Origin of the sequence: Methanothermobacter sp. CaT2 (assembly GCF_000828575.1) — an archaeon.
Lineage (GTDB): Archaea > Methanobacteriota > Methanobacteria > Methanobacteriales > Methanothermobacteraceae > Methanothermobacter.
Map to the genome: position 1 here is coordinate 672,782 of NZ_AP011952.1, position 16,309 is coordinate 689,090.

The window sequence follows — 16,309 nt, forward strand, 5'->3', positions numbered from 1 at the left end:
CAGATACCTCCAGATGGATCAGCGCACTATTTCAATTATGACCTCTGGTTCGTCCAGGTTTAGAACATCTACCCTCTCGCCTGCTGTTCCGATGACCTCCTTCCTGAAGCTGATATGATCCATGGTGAGTCTGTTACCCTCGACCTCGATTTCACCGTTCCTCTGGATCTCCTCGTAGACCTCATGGGGATCAGCACCTGTGAGCCAGGATATTATAGCTGGGGCATCTGATCTGAACTCAGGACCTATTTTTTCCATCCTTGGCTCAAGTTCCACGGCCCTCTCGGTTATCTCGGGTTTGCCAGCCACGAGGCTGATATCACCTATGTTCATTGTACCTGCGATATCGTCCAGGAAGGGTTTTATCATTTCTGCGGATTCATTATCGGTGTAGATGGTGGCTGCTTTGAGTGGTGCGTTCAGGGGCATCTTGGAGGAGGACTTGAACCTCCTGATCTCTCCTATAATTTCAACTGCAAGGTCTCCGCTCCTCTCGATTTCAGGGTCAACGATTTCAGGTATGTGCTCTGGCCAGCCCCTCAGGTGTATGGATCCCTCTCCCACGTGCTGGTGCACCTCCTCTGTGAAGTGGGGTGCCACCGGGGCCAGGAGCCTCAGACATGTGTCAAGTACCATTCTGAGGGTGTTCTGGGCCGCCATCCTTGATTCGGGATCCTCATCTGAGTAGAGCCTGTATTTCACTGCCTCAATGTATTCGTCGCAGAAGTCATGCCAGATGAAGGTCTGGACACGGTTAACCGCTGCTGCGAAGTTGTAATCATCCAGGCTCTCTGTTACCTCAGCCACCAGGTTCATGAGCCTGGAGAGTATCCAGCGGTCCATGGGTCTGGCTTCAACCTCCGGGTTCTCTGTGAGGTGTATGCTTATGAATCTGAAGGCGTTCCAGAATTTTCTCAGGAACTTATACCCATACTTCACGTCCTTCCATGCGAAGGGGACATCTGATCCCGGCACGCTCCCTGCCGCCCATAACCTCAGGGCATCGGCACCGTAATCCTCCAGGACCTCCTCTGGTGCTATTACGTTTCCACGGGACTTGCTCATCTTGTGGCCGTCCTCTCCGAATACCATACCATTTATAACTATTTCACTGAATGGTTTCTCGCCTGTGAGGGCCATGCATCTGAGTATCGTGTAGAAGGCCCAGGTACGGATTATGTCATGGCCCTGCGGTCTCAGGTCGGCTGGGAAGAGTTCCCTGTAGGACTCATCGGGCCATCCTGCAACTGAGAGGGGTGATATCGAGCTGTCCATCCATGTGTCAAGGACGTCCTCCTCTCCTATGAATTCTGTACTCCCGCATTCACATGTTATCCCGGGTCCATCCCTTGTGGGGTCTACTGGCAGCATCTCCTCATCGGCCACGTGGACCCTGCCACATTCACTGCAGTACCAGACGGGTATGGGTGTTGCGAATATCCTCTGACGTGATATGCACCAGTCCCAGTCCATTGAACCTGTCCAGTTGAGGAGCCTTGTCTTCATATGCCCTGGTACCCATTTCATCTCCTCTGCAGCTTCCCTAACCTGGGGTATGAGTTTCTTGACAGCCACGAACCACTGCTTCTTGACAAGGATCTCGATGGGTGTCTTGCACCTCCAGCATGTCCCAACGTTCTGTCTGACAGGCTCCTTCTTTAAGAGGAAGCCTTCATTCTCAAGGTCCTCCACTATCTTCTCCTTGCACTCTGCTATGGTAAGCCCCTGGTATTTACCTGCGGCCTCTGTCATGTAACCCCTTTCGTCTATTGCATCTATCACGTCAAGTCCATGGCGGTTGACCCAGCTCACGTCGGTTTTATCACCGAATGTGCACACCATAACTGCCCCTGTACCGAATTCAGGGTCCACTTCAGGGTCCTTTATGAGTTTAACCTTCTGTCCAAAGAGGGGCACCTCTATGAGTTTGTCCTCAAATTCCCTGAACCGCTCATCATCGGGGTGCACAACAACGGCCACACAGGCAGCCATGAGTTCTGGCCTTGTTGTTGCTATTGTGATGTGCTCATCTGCACCCTCAACAGGGAACCTGACGTAGTTGAGGTTTGTCTCATTCTCAATGTATTCAACCTCTGCGAAGGCTATTGCAGTCTCACACCTCGGGCACCAGTTCACCGGGTGCACACCCTGGTATATGAGTCCATCCCTGTACATGCGGAGGAATGATAGCTGCGTCCTCCTCATGTACTCGGGGGTCATGGTTACAAATTCATGGTTCCAGTCCTGGCTGAAGCCAAGGCGCTGCATCTGCTCCTTCATCATCCTTATATTTTCCTGTGTGAGCTCCACGCAGAGGCGCCTGAATTCTTCACGTGAAACATCGCTCTTCTTGATGTTATGGGTCTCCTCGACCTTAACCTCCGTTGGGAGGCCGTGGCAGTCCCATCCCTGTGGGAAGAGAACATCGAAACCTCTCATCCTCTTGAAACGGGCTATTATGTCCATGTAGACCCAGTTGAGCACGTGGCCCATGTGTATTGAACCTGTGGGGTAGGGTGGTGGTGTGTCTATAATGTACCTTGGCTTTGTCCCTGACCCTATGAAGCGGTATATGTCCTCTTCCTGCCATTTTTTCTGCCATTTAACCTCGTTTTTATGGTTGTAATCCTTCGGGATCTGATTATCGGTCATCTTATTCTCTCCCTGATAGAAGCTGTGATTAGTGCTGCGGTAGTTATAGATAATATTCACTACCCAATCTTTATAAAGATGTTTGAATACTCTAACCTTGTAGGAGAAATAAGGGGAAGCAAGTTCTCATATGGTGAATACCGATGGAGTTAATCTGGTTCTACATAGCACTTTTCCTTGCAATAAGTGATGAGATACATACAAAGATACTCTGGAATGTGTTCTTTGACTTTTACATACTCCTGGCCGGGATTCTCAAGGAGACATTCTCATCGAATATACAGCTCTGGCTGGTCCACGAGTGTCTGGAGGCCCTTTTCCACTTCGTGATCCTGTCGGTCGTGTTTTTATCCCTCGAAATCGGGTTCCTTGCAGCCACAATACACCTGGTTGTTGATCTGTACCACCAGCTGAGCGGGGTTGATCATGGATGGCTGTACCACAGGGCGCTTCACTTCACGGTTGAATCCCTCTTCTTTATAATGATCTTCTCAGCAGCCTGAATCTATCATGAACTGAAAAAGACACCATCTACGAGCTGATACGTGATATAGGTGTTACAGGCATGAAAAATAAAAGTAAAGGAAGGTCCATCTGAAGTCCCTTGATACCCTTTTAATCAGTTAATCCTTCTTGCAAGGGTTACAGTGCCAAGGAACCTTGTTTTGGGTATTCTGGGAATTGATGATGCTGAAATGTATTTTCCAAGGAACAGTATGTTATCAGGTCTTCCCCTGTATCTTCCTATGAGCCTTCCTCCATCGAAGGTTACATGGACCTTCACAGATGTTGAGTTTTTCTCTGAACGTGTCTCATAGAGCAGTATGTTTCTCCTGTTAATACCCCACCTGTCTGTTCCTGCCGCATAAACAGCGGCCTTCAGTGGGTCCCTGCTCCACCTGGAATAGTAGCCCCTCCGGTAGTATGAAGGGCTGTTCGGGACACTCAGGTATTCACCACTTTTCAACCTGAAGACTGAGAGCCTTGAATATCCCCTCCGGTAAATTGAAACTCCTGCCTGTCCACCTGGACCTCTTATAACAAAGTGACCGAGTCCCAGTCTTCTCACAAGGCTGTGGGCCCTCTTCATATCATAGGAGGTCACATTACCCCTTCTGATAATGTCACCACCAATGGACTCAAGTGCCCGGTTTATCCATACAATATCGGGCCCCCCGGCACCCATCATCCAGCCGCCCTCTGAGATTACTGTGTGGAAGAAGTAACCGTTGGTTGTCTTGTATTCCTTGAGGGTCTCCCTGCCATTCCATACCGTCCTCTGGATTTTGAGGGTCGCTGCGTAGGTCGAATCCCTCCGGTAGGCGAAGACCGCGCATGTATCATTTACGTTGACGATGACTGAACAGCAATTAGAGGTGGCTTTAATATGGGAGTGGTTACCTTTGGACCCCCATCTACTCCATGTATCATTTTCAGTGGCTGCTGAAGCCGTTCCAAGGGAGATTGCAAGGAAAATCAGAAAAGCAACCCCCCAGTATTTATTCATATTACACCCCCCAAGAAATCTCTAATATTTAATTGTATTTTGATGCATATATAACCGGGTGTGTGCCGGAGGAATGGAAAAACCAACCCCTGAAAATCCTTAAGATAATTTATTTGCCTGTGGACTCGTTGATGCAGCCCACACCCACGGACTCGCTGGTGGCGGTTAATTATTTATTTGATACCATGATAACATTCAAACATCACATTTACTGGAGGATCACCATGCCTGTTATAACGTTCGATTACGATGACCTGAAGGAACTGGGCATTGATATTGATAGGGAGAAGCTCCTTGACGTTCTGCCGATGATGGGAAGTGATATAGAGGACTTTGATGACGAAAGCATTAAGGTGGAGTTTTTTCCCAACCGTCCTGACCTGCTCTCGGTTGAGGGTGTTGCAAGGAGCCTCCGCGGATTCCTTGGAATTGAAAAGGGTATGCCATCCTATGATGTCCATGACTCCGGGGTGGAGGTCACAGTAGATGAGTCTGTACTTGATGTGAGGCCATACCTTGGAATGGCCGTCATAGAGGACGTTCAGTTCACCGATAAAAAACTTAAACAGGTCATGGAGTTCCAGGAGGACCTGCACTGGGTCATAGGCAGGGACCGCAGGAAGGTGGCCATAGGTATCCATGACCTTGACCGTGTCGAGCCACCCTTCCTCTACAGTGGCGTTGAACCGGAGGGAGTCACATTCACACCCCTTGACAGTGTATGTGAAATGACACCCCATGAAATACTCGAGGAGCACCCCAAGGGTGTCAGTTACGCCCACCTCCTCCGGGACCATGACCGCTACCCCCTGATAACAGATAAGAATGGGGACGTTCTCTCCATGCCCCCCATAATAAATGGGGAGCTCACCAAGTTAACCGTGAACACCCGCAGAATACTTGTGGATGTCACAGGAACCGATGATAGGGCTGTCAGACAGACCCTGAATATCATATGCACATCCTTTGCAGAGGCGGGTGGAAGGATAGGCTCGGTGAGGGTTAAGCGTCCTGATGGAGAGCTGCATCTACCAGACCTCACACCACGTGAGATGAGGGTATCTGTCTCAGAAGCCTCACGGATAACCGGACTTGAACTCAGTGCAGATGAGGTCATGGATCTCCTCATGAAGGCCCGGATGGACGCCCGGAGGACCTCAGATGATGAGGTGGTTGCGGTTATACCCGCCTACCGGGTGGATATACTCCACGAGGTTGACCTTGTTGAGAACATAGCTGTGCAGCACTGCATAGGGAGGATTGAACCCGAACTTCCTGATATAGCGACCATTGCAGAGGAGGACACCTGGAGCAGGGCAGACGCGTCTATAAGGGAGGTCATGGTGGGCCTCGGATTCCAGGAGGTTATGAGCCTCATGTTAACCAGTGAGGAGAACCACTACAGGAGGATGAGGCTTGAGGAGGATGAAAGGGTTGAGGTTGCCCAGCCCATTTCCCAAGACAGGACCATGATCCGCAAGAGTCTGCTCAACGGCCTCCTTGAGTTCTTCGAGGACAACAAGCACGAGGATCTTCCACAGAAGATATTCGAGGTCGGGGATGTGGTGTACATTGACCCTGAATCTGAGACCCGTAGCAGGGTGGTTAAGAAGCTTGCATGCGCAGTCACGCACTCCAGTGCAGGTTTCACCGAGATAAAGTCCCTTGCAGCGGCTGTGGTTGAGAACCTCGGTTACGAGTTCAGGATAGAGCCCCTTGAACACCCATCCTTCATAGAGGGAAGATGTGCAGCCATAGAATCTGAGGGCAAATCCTCAGCCATAGGTGGATTCTTCGGTGAGGTCCATCCTGAGGTTGTAACAAACTTCAACCTGGAATATCCTGTTATTGCACTTGAAATCGAATTTAAGGAGAAATAAATGGAATATGAACTTTCAGGGCTTTCCAGCCACTGATACCCTTATCCTTCTGTTTCTGGGTCCGTCGAGTTCTGCGAAGAAGATGCTCTGCCAGGTCCCAAGGTCCATTGATCCGTTGATAACCGGAACCGTCTGACTTCCCCCGAGGAGCACGGCCCTCAGATGGGAGTCGGCATTGTTGTCAATGGCGTTGTGTCCATAGGATGCATCCACCGGTACGGTGCCCTCAAGCATGGATTCAATGTCGCTGAGGAGTCTGCTTTCATTTTCATTTATGAATATCGCTGATGTTGAATGCCTTGAGAAGACATTCAGTATGCCGTTCCTTATCCCTGAGGACTCAAGAACACCCGAGACCATGGAGGTTATGTCAATGAGCTCAACCCTTCGGGATGTCCTCAGGGGGAGTTCCTGTGTATAGACTTCCATAAAAACACCACATTTCATTTATGTCCCTCATTTTAATAAAAGCTTCACCCGGGAAAGTGTGGAGTGAAGGGGATAGTGCGGGATTCTGATGGGACTGGAGCTGGATAATTGATGGATCAGTCTGAAGCGAATACTAGCCGCATTGCTGGCTACTTCAGCACCCCTGAAAATAGGCCTGTGAACCTGTAAAGGAGACTCCTGTCCTGATAGAATGCTGCGTGTGGACATACCTCCATGCAGCAGAGACAGTTGATGCAGCGGGAATAATCGAACTCCGGTATGACTGCACCCGCCTTCAGAGCCCCAACCGGGCAGCTCTCAACACAGACATTGCAGTTCCTGCACCTCTCAGGGTCTATGGCAGGTCTCGACCACCAGAGCTTCATGATGGCGCGTGCAAGGCCCGATGGCAGGAGGTCAAGGGTGTAATAGATGTTTGATGGCCACCTGAAGTCATCCACCCTTTCAGGTTCATACCCTGCAATTTCAAGTTCGGCAGGATCCGGGGCGAGTCCCTCTCTCCTGGCGGCCTCATTAACAGGGACCCTGAAGGGGTCCATGCCCAGCAGCCAGGGGATGTATACGTCAAGGGCAAGGGCATCCTCTGATGCCAGGATGATTCCAAGGTCCCTGGGGTCTCCCCCCGATGGACCGTTTCCCTCCATCCCGACAACCCCATCAACCAGGGTGAGGGCTGGTTCTGTAAGGAGGTAAATTTCAAGGAGCCTCCTTGCGAACTCGGATGGTCTGGGGTGCTCCCTGTGATAATCCGCCTTCCCGAATCCAGGCACTGCACCGTACATGTTCTTAACGGCACATGTGAATATGGTCATGCTGTGGGTCTTCAGCTTGGGGAGGTTAACGACAAGGTCACTGTCCACCACCGGCCTTGAAATGGGATACCCTGAACCCATAATGTATGATCCAGAGGCCTCAAAATTCACTGGTTCAATATCCAGTCTCCTGCACACATCAAGTATGCCTGTGGCCCTCCAGAATCTTTCTATATTCCTGAATGAACCACCGGGACTGTCACCTATGGATACCTCAGCCCCAAGGTCCAGAAACACCTCTGCCACAGCCTCGATGACTGATGGGTGGGTTGTGACGTGCCTCTCCGGTGACGCTGCCATGAGCATGTTCGGTTTAAGGAGAACCCTGTCCCCACTGGATGCGAACCTCCTGGCTCCTCCCAGAAGTTCAATACACTCAGTGACCGACTCCCTTACCTCCTCAGGGTCATAGGAATGGCACTCTGATACCGCTATCCCCTTCATCTTTCAGATGCTCCAGAAAAAATAGAAGTGGTCAGGGATATTTAAAGTCCGAAGGATTTCATGAGGAGCTCTTCATTGACAAATCCTGCCCTGAAGACATCTCCTGTCCTGAGGTCATTTATAACGACCTCTGCAGGTGCAAACATTCCCTTATCTATCTTGTAGAAGTCATACTCGGCCTCCCTGAAGACATCATAGAAGGGTTTACCATAACCCTCAGATGCAGATGATGGGAGGTTCTCTGCCAGGGATTTTATGTCGTCTCCTTCCTCGGATTCTATGTAATAGTAGGTCCTTCCGCCGAAGAGGACTGCATCATTGGTTTTACCCATGGCCTTAAGACTGTCAGGGTCAACCGGGGCTATTGGTGCTATACCGGCAGCATATTTGACCTTGTTAACATCGAAGTGGAGTGCCTCAAGCATCTTGTAGGTACCGTTTTCAACCACACGACCTGAGATCTGTATTGAACCAACCAGGGATGATGTTGGGGCCACCAGGACGTATACGTTCTCTGCTGCCACGTCACACTCCTCTGCAATCATGTCTGTGACATCCTCACCAGGGAGTTTATCTGCCTCAAGGGTGAGTATTGCAACATCTGCATCATCCTGGTATCCTATCTCATCATAGGTCTCTGCAGGTTTCAGGGAGAGGGCCCTTGCAGGTCCGGAACCCAGTGCAAAGAAGTCGCCCACACTGACTGACCATCCAGCCTTCTGGGCTCCCAGTGTTGATATGGCAGGGAAGTCTGTCTTTATCTTAACGGATGGAAGTGCGAACCTCTCTGAAAGGTCGCCGGGTATGGAGATCCCAACATCTGCAAGTCCTCCCAGGCAGACCCCTGTGTAGAGTTCACCTGCCTTGATGCTGCCGTCAACGTTAACTCCGCAGTCGATGACTGTTGAACCATTTTCAAGTTTATCAACCCTTATTTTAAGGTCGTCTGCCTTTTCAATCATTCTGTCAACTATCTTCTTTGCCTCAAGGTTTACACTTACCATTTGATCACCTCTTCTGCTTCTTTGAAGTTAACCTCATATATATGAGCGCTAATTGAGTGGATGGTTATGTGACCCACTTCAACACCCACCTCTGCTGCGACGTGATCAGCAAGATAGGCAAGGCCCACAGCATTTGGGAACCATGCCCCGTAGATGTCATGGCTGCGCCAGAGGGCCGTTGTGAAGAGCCTCCCATCCCTTATCTTGAAGTCAACGAGGATCATGCAGGGAACCTCATCACTCGCAGTGTCCTCAGGAGGATCCCAGGTTACCATGGTGGCCCTTCTTGATTCTGTGCAGTTTTTAAGTCTCCTTATGGCCTCATCCAGCTGGTCCACTCCGAAGTGTGCCCTCAGGCGGTTGCCGTAGGTGTAGACAAATCCCTTCCTGTCCCCTGAGAGGAACTGTTCAGAGTACTTCTCAAGTTTTTCACCGCTCCAGAAGTAGCCCTCAGGGACCTTTATGTTGAGCAGCGAACCCCTCCTGATATGGTAAAAGTCATCTGATTTACCGAGGGGCTTCTTTATGGTCACAACGGTGTTCATGACCTCCCTTGTAAGGGATCCCCTTTCATCCCTTATCTCCCGCCCATCACGCATTATCTTCTCAACGAGTTTCTTCCAGCCATCTGCAATTTCATTGACTTCTATACTGTAGGCCATCATGAACACCCTCAATTACCTGCTGCCATCACCATGTTGCGGAGTTTGCTGAAGGCCGCCTTCCTCGGGAGTTTCCTCATTCCGCAGTCAGGGTCGATGTAGAGGTTCTCCTCTCCAACTATATCAGCACCCCTTTTAATAAGGTTTCTTATCTCCTCCATGGATTCAACCCTCTCGGTTGTGGTATCCACACATCCGAATCCTAACCCTTTATCACCCCTCCATTTCTCCTCAAGGACCTCCAGGTTGGATGGTCTTCCCGCGAATTCAAGGTCCAGGACATCAACCTTAAATCTGAGCAGATCAGAGAGCACGTTCCTTATGTCTCCACACACATGCAGTGAGACCTCAATGTCCAGGCCGGCTGCAATGTGATCTATGGCCCTCCCCGCTGTTTTCATATCAACAATTCCCGTTGAGAGGAAGGGCTCATCTATCTGTATCATTGCAGCCCCTGCATCCTGGAGGTGCTTTGCCTCTATTTTAAGAACTCCTGCCATGTCCATGACAGCCCGATCCCTCTTCTGGGGGTCGTAGAACCCCTCTATCCTGGATGCGTAGATCATGGTGGATGGTCCGGTTATTATACCCTTAACACCCCTTGATTCATCATATGTGAGGCCCCTTAAAATCCGGTATGCATATCTGAGGTCAGCTGCTCCTATGGAACCTGCAGGCGGCGTTATCCTTGAGTATATGATTGATGTGCCGTCCTCGATCTTCATGCCTCCAATTGCCGCTGCGAAGTGTCCCACCATGTCGCCACGGACCTGTCCATCCGAGATTATATCAACTCCCGCCCTGAACTGGTCCCTCACAGCAGCCTCTATGGCCGGTCTGTATCTATCGTAGGAGCCAAAAAAATTCAGCACACGTTCACCCAGTGTCTCAGGACCCCTGGGTTCTGTGGGGTAGCTTCCAACAACTGTTGTGATCACACCATCACCCTCAGGGTTCTGCCACCTCAAGGATCCTCTCTATCTCCTCTGGATCAACCGGGAGCTCAACCACGGCTGTACCGTAGCATGGCTTGGTGTATGGTATCATGACGGTTGATCTTTCCTCATCTATACCGATGGGTACGGGTGGTATGCCGATTATCCTTGCGCCGAGGATCTTCTCACCGGGCTTTATGTGGACGACCCTCCGTGCCTTCTTTTCTATCATTGCTGCACATTCCCTGAAACCGGCCCTCTTCATGTGGATCTCATAGTCCCCTGACTGCTGCAGATAGGTCTCCAGGCAGAACGTCATGGTTTCTCCTCCATGAACCTGTCTATCCTCACTCGCAGGGGTGCCGGGTTGTGGTGTGCCCTTGCAGCAATGATCTCCGCGTCAAGGGTCTCCATTATTTCATTAACGAGTTCCTCAAGGACATCCGCGTCCCTATCAAAGACTATTGCCAGGGTCTCTGTATTCAGTATCCCTGCAAAGGTCACAAGGTATGCTGCTGCAGCATCGTTGGGTACAAAGCCTGCGAGGAATTCGTAGTCACCCTCAGCTAATTCGTTGATGCATGATTCAAGGTCCACCATTTCATCCGTGTAGATACCCTCAGGGTCAGCAACCTGGACAAGCCTGAGTGCGGCTGGATTGGCTGTTACCGTAACCCTGAAACCCTTCTTTTTGAGTTTATGTGATGTATATATTGCCAGGGGGATCTGAACCGGTGATTCCGGGCATCCCAGTACCATTAAAGCCTTCCCTGTTGATTCCGTTTTCATGATTATCTCCCCTTATGGGTTCGTGATCATTCACCAGCTGGAGCCGCCTACTCCTTCACGCCGACAGAGTTTGCAAATATGAGTGAGCTGAGGAAGATGAAGGTCAGGAGGGCTGTCCCGTTTATTGTCCTGTTTATCACGAAGAGTCCTATTATGGCCTGCGACATGAAGGCTGCAAGGGCCCCTGTCAGTAGAACCTCCCTTCCGAGGTAGCTTCTTGAGCCATTTTCACGCCTTTCACGGTATATGCTGAGCATCCTCAATCCCATTATAATGATACCCACACACCAGATTAGAAGGAAGAACATGGTAATGTAGCCAAAGTCATAGGCCCACCCAAATACTCCGGGCACCATGTAATCTATCACGTCCTTCTTGTTGACGAGTATGCCATAGAAAACCGGGAAGGGCAGACCAAAGAAGAGTATGAGCTGAAGTGGAAGTGAAATGTATCCATCGGCAAATCCACTTGAGAGTTCACCCCAGTAGGAAGACATTGGATTATGGCCCAGGAGGGTGGTGTTCTTGATGACAAGTTTCATGCTCGGGAGTGAAAATGTTTCGAGTCTCTCTATACGTAGAAGAGGGCTTAGAACCGGCATTCCAAGTACCCTTGAGATTAACTCAAGGCCCCCGAATCCAGCCACTGCTATTAATGCAAAGCCGGCGACACGCTTAACCGTGATGATGGACCTCTGTCTCATGGACTTTGATATTATGAAAAGTCCCATAAAAAGGCCCAGAAGCCATAGAAGGAGGAACGATCTGTGCATAAGACCCCCAAAGAGGGTTATGCCTGCCATGAGCAGGTAAACAAAACCTCTAAGGCCCCTCACATCAACCCCTGATTCCTCCATGATTGCAAGGGCTGCAAGGGATGATACTGTCACAAGCAGGGCTATTGGGCCAAAGGGGTGGGTGAACTCACTCTGACCGAACGACATGAAGAGTGCAACAACGTCAAGTCCGAAGATTATGTTGAATCCTATTCCAAGGACTATGCAGATGAATAGAACCATGCTGAGGGACATTGGTGCAAGGTTGAGTATGAAAACCATTGCTGCGTAGAGTATTATGCCAACCTCAATTATGAGCTGAAGGTGATTCTGTGCTATAAGGGCCAATTTAATCCTCCAGAGATGTTGATGATAGGGGACTGCAAACATGTTTCAGGGCAAAAATCCTGACCCTGAAACCAGAGATATGGGGATTGCAACTAGATCATATATTGAGGGTTATCTTAAAAAGTTTTTCCGCTAGGTATGGATTTTCGGAAGACAACCATATCCTCACCGGGACCATTGTAGTCTGCCACAGCCACTACAGGACCGGATTCAACTGTTTTGCCCTCTTTAACTGGCTTGAAACCGTTTTTAAGGTAAAACCTTATTGCACGGCTGTTTGATGGCTTTGTGATGAGGTAGATCTCCCTCGCACCCATACCCTTCACGGTCCCTGCGAACCTTTCAATGAGCCTTCCGGCGATTCCGCTTCCCCTGAGGGACGGTGAAACACAGAGGAGGTGGATGTATGCCTCAGAGGGGTTATCCTGTGATATGAACCCCAGCAGGAACCCCACCATTTCATTCCCATCCTCAGCAATAAATGAGGTTGTGCTGAAGAACCTCGTGAATATGTGGTAGATGGAATTTCTCTCTGTAACCATGGGTGGACATTCATGTGCCAGTTCAGCTATGGCCAGGAAGTCCTCCTCCCTTACGTTCCTCACCATCACACCAATCACCATATTAATTATCCCTCAAAGATTTAATAAGGTTAACTTTAAATATTAAAAGGCTTAATGTATACTTTGTTGGGGCTGGTAGCTCAGGTTGGTAGAGCGTCGCCTTGGCATGGCGGAGGCCCCGGGTTCAAATCCCGGCCAGTCCACTCAAAACTGTTTTTAAACTGTTTTTATTGTCCTTCATTTATTTTTACTGATTAAATGAAGTTTATTCAGGTTTCCTTATTAAAATAAAAAAAATCATTCCAGGACACAGGGAAGTGCCCAATGATTTTTTTAAGTTTAAAGGGAGTCACTGGGGCCCTAACTGGATTCAGCGGCCTCGTAGACCATGTCCACTATTATCCGGAAGAGGTCATCTGTTCTGAGTTTCTTTTGCTCCCTCTTTGATACAAGGAGTCTCAGGGCCGTGTTTACGATTTCATCCACATCGGTGGATCGGTACATGAGGCCATTGTCTATATAGAACCTGTCCACTGAAAGGGGCTTTCCAGGATAACAGGATATGACTGGTGTGCCAAGGAGAGCCGCCTCCCTGTTCATGGTCCCGCCGGCGCCTATAACAAGGTCACATCTCTTCATGAGACTGAAGGTGTCAACTGGTGGCTTTATTATGGTAACATTATCATATCCCTCGAAGATCTCTGCCTGTTCCCTGAACCTGGGTATTATGAGTATATTGGCGTAATCCTTCAGGATCTCCACTATCGGCGTGAGGACCGATTCATGACAGTCAGCATCAAGGTAGGATGCCAGTGACGGCTCCGGCCTCATGAGTATTGTCTTCTCCCTTTCAAGTTTCAGGTTCAGGTCCTCGAAGATGTTCTCATTGTATTCAAAGTTCTGGAAGTGGATTATCTCAGAGGTCCCCCTGTATCTCCTTATCCGGTTTGGGTCAGCACCTGTCTTCATTATGTCCCAGAGGTCAATGACCTCAGGCATTATTATGTTGTCACAGAGAGGGAGTGTTAGCTTGTTTGCTGCCAGTGCATGCTCATTGTCAAGTACATAGACACTTGGGATTCCAAGACCAAAGGTTACCCTTGGGAGTTCTATGGAGTGTTTTGAAAGACCAACATCTGGTCTCTGTTCTGCTATAAATCTTGAGAGGTTATATGCCCTCTTTGTGCTCTCAATGAGTTTCTCAGAGAGGGTTACGCCATGTTTACCTATTGATGTGAACTCAAAGCCGAAGAGCTTCATGAGCCTGTGTATATCACCGAACTTCCTGGCGGTGATTATGACATCCTCGCCCTCCTCCTGGAAGTATGTTATCACATCCCTGAAAAACCTGACATGAGGGGCGTTGGTAATATCAATCCATATCTTCAAGGAAAACCACCAAAAAAAATATTTTAATCTGCCATTGCCCCTTCAATGGCTTCTATGATCTCCTGAACACCATCACCTGTCTTGAGGCTTGTCTTTATTACCCTGACTTCCGGGTTGATCTTCTTAACATCATCAACCATCTTGTCAAGGTCCGCGCCAACGGCCTCTGCAAGGTCAGCCTTGTTAATAACAACAAGGTCCGCCTCCCTGAATATGAGGGGGTGCTTCTCGACTGTGTCGTCGCCCTCTGTGGAGCTTACAACAACAACCCTCATGTGGGATCCAAGATCAAAGTCCACCGGACAGATGAGGTTGCCGACGTTCTCAATGAACAGCAGGTCCACATCATCAAGGGGGAGGTCCTCAAGTCCGTGCTCAACGAGGTGGGCATCAAGGTGGCACTCCTTACCTGTGTTGAGCCCGACAACAGGTACGTCGTACTTCTCAAACCTTCCAGCGTCGAATTTGCTTATAACGTCCCCTGCGATAACCGCAACCTTCCTGTCCATGTTCTCAATGAGTTTCTCTATGAGTGTTGTTTTTCCTGAACCTATTGCACCCAGAAAGTCAACTGCAAAGACATTTGCCCTGTCAAGGCGTCTCTGGTTCTTTCTGGCGAGTTTCCTGTTTGCAAGCAGGATGTCATTCTGAATTTCAACCTCTGCTACTTTATGCATGAAATTCCTCCTCTAGTCCTTCTTCTCAATCTTTATATTTTTAACGTTGCATTCCCTGCCAGCCCTGACATGGAACTCATGGCCCCCGCAGGCGGGGCATTTTATGACCGGAGCGAAGTGGTCAAGTTCATCGGCCTCGACCACGCCCTCATATCCACATTCACACTCTATTTCCACGGGGACAACCTCAAGGTTGAACCTGGCGCCCTCAAGTATTGTGCCCTCGCTGAGGACGTCCAGCATAAATTCTATCTGTTCCGGGTTCAGCAGGGTAAGCTGGCCGATCTCAACCGTGACCTCAAGGACCTCGACGGCGTCATTCTTCTCTGCAGCATCGATAACCGTCCTCACAATTGCATCGGCCATGGATAGTTCATGCACCCATTTCACCTCTTTAGTCTGACAAAATTTTATAATTAGAATTAATAGAGTTATCTATATAAAAATTGTTAATTACCGGAAGGGTGATTTTTCATGATAATAGGTTGTTCAGCATCACAGAAACTTGCTGCCTCAGTTGCAGATTTACTAGATGAACCTTTATGCCCCGTTGAAACCCGTAAATTCCCTGATGGGGAACGTTACATCAGGGTTAAGGAGGAAGTGGAGGGAGAGGTGACCGTTGTGCAGTCAACGGGTTACCCTCAGGATGAAAACCTCATGGAACTCCTTTTCATGATAGAGAACCTTAAAGATCTGGGGGCGGATTATGTGCGTGCAGCCATACCCTACTTTGGATACGGGAGGCAGGAGAGGCGTTTCAAGAGTGGTGAAGCCGTATCGGCGAAAATAGTCGCCCACCTCCTTGAGGCCGCCGGTGCAGATGAAATTGTAACCGTGAACCTCCATGAGAACTGCCTGAGTGAGTTCTTCCGTGTACCTGTAAGGGAACTCTCTGCAATGCCCCTCATCGCCGAACACATCTCATTCCTTGATGACCCGGTAATCATCGCCCCGGATAAGGGTGCCCTGGGTCATGCCCGGGAGGTCAGTGATATACTTGGATGTGAATGTGACTACATGGAGAAGGTCCGCATATCCCCTGAGGTGGTTGAGACCCGTGTGAGTGACCTTGATGTTGAAGGAAAGGATGCTGTGGTTGTTGATGACATCATAAGCACCGGTGGGACCATAGTAAACGCCGCCGGGATTTTAGGGAAATGTGGAGCCTCAAGCATAACTGTTTGCTGTGTCCACCCGGTCCTTGTGGAGGACGCCCTCCTGAAGATATTCTCAGCCGGTGTTGAGAGGGTCATTGCAACGGACACCCTCAAATCTGATGTTAGCGAGATCTCAGTTGCACCGCTTATTGCAGAGGTCATAAAAGATTAATTTAACCCATTTCAGATATTTTTTCAGTTCCCGGCCCTTACTAACTTTTTTAAGAATCATCTGGACCTGCGCACATGAAAAGGGAGCTC

Annotated in this window: 17 protein-coding genes and 1 tRNA gene; 4 read left to right on the top strand and 14 right to left on the bottom strand. The window is 49.4% G+C overall.

Features of this window, described 5'->3' with window-relative positions; all coding sequences use genetic code 11:
- Positions 1 to 18 precede the first annotated feature (18 nt).
- The gene (gene valS / locus MTCT_RS03430) at positions 19 to 2,652 is read right to left on the bottom strand and encodes a valine--tRNA ligase (RefSeq protein WP_048060895.1); all 2,634 of its coding nucleotides are present in this window, start codon (positions 2,650 to 2,652) and stop codon (positions 19 to 21) included.
- Between the two features lie 143 nt (positions 2,653 to 2,795).
- Here valS and MTCT_RS03435 point away from each other — a divergent pair, with 143 nt between their 5' ends.
- A complete protein-coding gene (locus MTCT_RS03435) occupies positions 2,796 to 3,155 on the top strand; it encodes a hypothetical protein (protein ID WP_048175483.1) in 360 nt (119 codons plus the stop codon).
- 116 nt (positions 3,156 to 3,271) lie between these two features.
- On the opposite strand, the gene MTCT_RS03440 is transcribed toward MTCT_RS03435, so the two are convergent.
- Complete coding sequence (locus MTCT_RS03440) at positions 3,272 to 4,159, bottom strand: hypothetical protein (protein ID WP_048175484.1); 888 nt, start codon at positions 4,157 to 4,159, stop codon at positions 3,272 to 3,274.
- Between the two features lie 224 nt (positions 4,160 to 4,383).
- Between MTCT_RS03440 and pheT the strand changes: the two genes are divergently transcribed.
- Positions 4,384 to 6,039: a phenylalanine--tRNA ligase subunit beta gene (pheT, locus tag MTCT_RS03445; protein ID WP_048175485.1), complete on the top strand. Its 1,656-nt coding sequence runs from the start codon at positions 4,384 to 4,386 to the stop codon at positions 6,037 to 6,039.
- Between the two features lie 15 nt (positions 6,040 to 6,054).
- Here the strand turns inward: pheT and MTCT_RS03450 are convergent, their stop codons facing one another.
- From MTCT_RS03450 to MTCT_RS03490, 9 genes are all read right to left on the bottom strand, one after another.
- Positions 6,055 to 6,468: a secondary thiamine-phosphate synthase enzyme YjbQ gene (locus MTCT_RS03450; protein WP_048060896.1), complete on the bottom strand. Its 414-nt coding sequence runs from the start codon at positions 6,466 to 6,468 to the stop codon at positions 6,055 to 6,057.
- A gap of 149 nt (positions 6,469 to 6,617) precedes the next feature.
- On the bottom strand, positions 6,618 to 7,745 hold the full coding sequence (locus MTCT_RS03455; protein ID WP_048175486.1) for a DUF362 domain-containing protein: 1,128 nt from the start codon (positions 7,743 to 7,745) through the stop codon (positions 6,618 to 6,620).
- Positions 7,746 to 7,786: 41 nt separating this feature from the next.
- Positions 7,787 to 8,749, bottom strand: a complete 963-nt coding sequence (gene mch, locus MTCT_RS03460) for a methenyltetrahydromethanopterin cyclohydrolase (protein WP_048175487.1) — start codon at positions 8,747 to 8,749, stop codon at positions 7,787 to 7,789.
- Positions 8,743 to 9,411, bottom strand: coding sequence for a thymidylate synthase (locus MTCT_RS03465; RefSeq protein ID WP_048176572.1), 669 nt, complete (start codon positions 9,409 to 9,411; stop codon positions 8,743 to 8,745). Before MTCT_RS03465 ends, mch begins: the two co-directional genes overlap by 7 nt.
- Before the next feature lie 11 nt (positions 9,412 to 9,422).
- Positions 9,423 to 10,349 carry a methionine synthase gene (locus MTCT_RS03470; protein WP_048176574.1) on the bottom strand — a complete coding sequence of 309 codons (927 nt, stop codon included), beginning with the start codon at positions 10,347 to 10,349 and terminating at the stop codon, positions 9,423 to 9,425.
- A gap of 10 nt (positions 10,350 to 10,359) precedes the next feature.
- Positions 10,360 to 10,665: a DUF1894 domain-containing protein gene (locus MTCT_RS03475; RefSeq protein ID WP_048175488.1), complete on the bottom strand. Its 306-nt coding sequence runs from the start codon at positions 10,663 to 10,665 to the stop codon at positions 10,360 to 10,362.
- Entirely contained in the window at positions 10,662 to 11,135 is a 474-nt protein-coding gene (locus MTCT_RS03480) for a DUF1890 domain-containing protein (RefSeq protein ID WP_048175489.1), read from the bottom strand. The genes MTCT_RS03475 and MTCT_RS03480 overlap by 4 nt, the downstream gene beginning before the upstream one ends.
- A gap of 47 nt (positions 11,136 to 11,182) precedes the next feature.
- Positions 11,183 to 12,259 carry a hypothetical protein gene (locus MTCT_RS03485; RefSeq protein WP_048175490.1) on the bottom strand — a complete coding sequence of 359 codons (1,077 nt, stop codon included), beginning with the start codon at positions 12,257 to 12,259 and terminating at the stop codon, positions 11,183 to 11,185.
- A 116-nt stretch (positions 12,260 to 12,375) separates the two neighbouring features.
- On the bottom strand, positions 12,376 to 12,867 hold the full coding sequence (locus MTCT_RS03490) for a GNAT family N-acetyltransferase (protein ID WP_231855365.1): 492 nt from the start codon (positions 12,865 to 12,867) through the stop codon (positions 12,376 to 12,378).
- 84 nt (positions 12,868 to 12,951) lie between these two features.
- Between MTCT_RS03490 and MTCT_RS03495 the strand changes: the two genes are divergently transcribed.
- Positions 12,952 to 13,025 (top strand) — tRNA-Ala (locus MTCT_RS03495).
- Between the two features lie 157 nt (positions 13,026 to 13,182).
- On the opposite strand, the gene MTCT_RS03500 is transcribed toward MTCT_RS03495, so the two are convergent.
- Genes MTCT_RS03500 through hypA form a run of 3 tightly spaced genes read right to left on the bottom strand, consistent with a single transcriptional unit; the run spans position 13,183 to position 15,269 of the window.
- Positions 13,183 to 14,211 (bottom strand): DUF354 domain-containing protein, encoded by a 1,029-nt coding sequence (locus MTCT_RS03500; RefSeq protein ID WP_048175491.1) that lies wholly within the window; start codon positions 14,209 to 14,211, stop codon positions 13,183 to 13,185.
- Between the two features lie 23 nt (positions 14,212 to 14,234).
- The gene (gene hypB, locus MTCT_RS03505) at positions 14,235 to 14,888 is read right to left on the bottom strand and encodes a hydrogenase nickel incorporation protein HypB (RefSeq protein WP_010876419.1); all 654 of its coding nucleotides are present in this window, start codon (positions 14,886 to 14,888) and stop codon (positions 14,235 to 14,237) included.
- Between the two features lie 12 nt (positions 14,889 to 14,900).
- Positions 14,901 to 15,269: a hydrogenase maturation nickel metallochaperone HypA gene (gene hypA / locus MTCT_RS03510; RefSeq protein ID WP_048060898.1), complete on the bottom strand. Its 369-nt coding sequence runs from the start codon at positions 15,267 to 15,269 to the stop codon at positions 14,901 to 14,903.
- A 93-nt stretch (positions 15,270 to 15,362) separates the two neighbouring features.
- Between hypA and MTCT_RS03515 the strand changes: the two genes are divergently transcribed.
- Positions 15,363 to 16,220: a ribose-phosphate diphosphokinase gene (locus MTCT_RS03515; RefSeq protein WP_048175492.1), complete on the top strand. Its 858-nt coding sequence runs from the start codon at positions 15,363 to 15,365 to the stop codon at positions 16,218 to 16,220.
- Positions 16,221 to 16,309 lie beyond the last annotated feature (89 nt).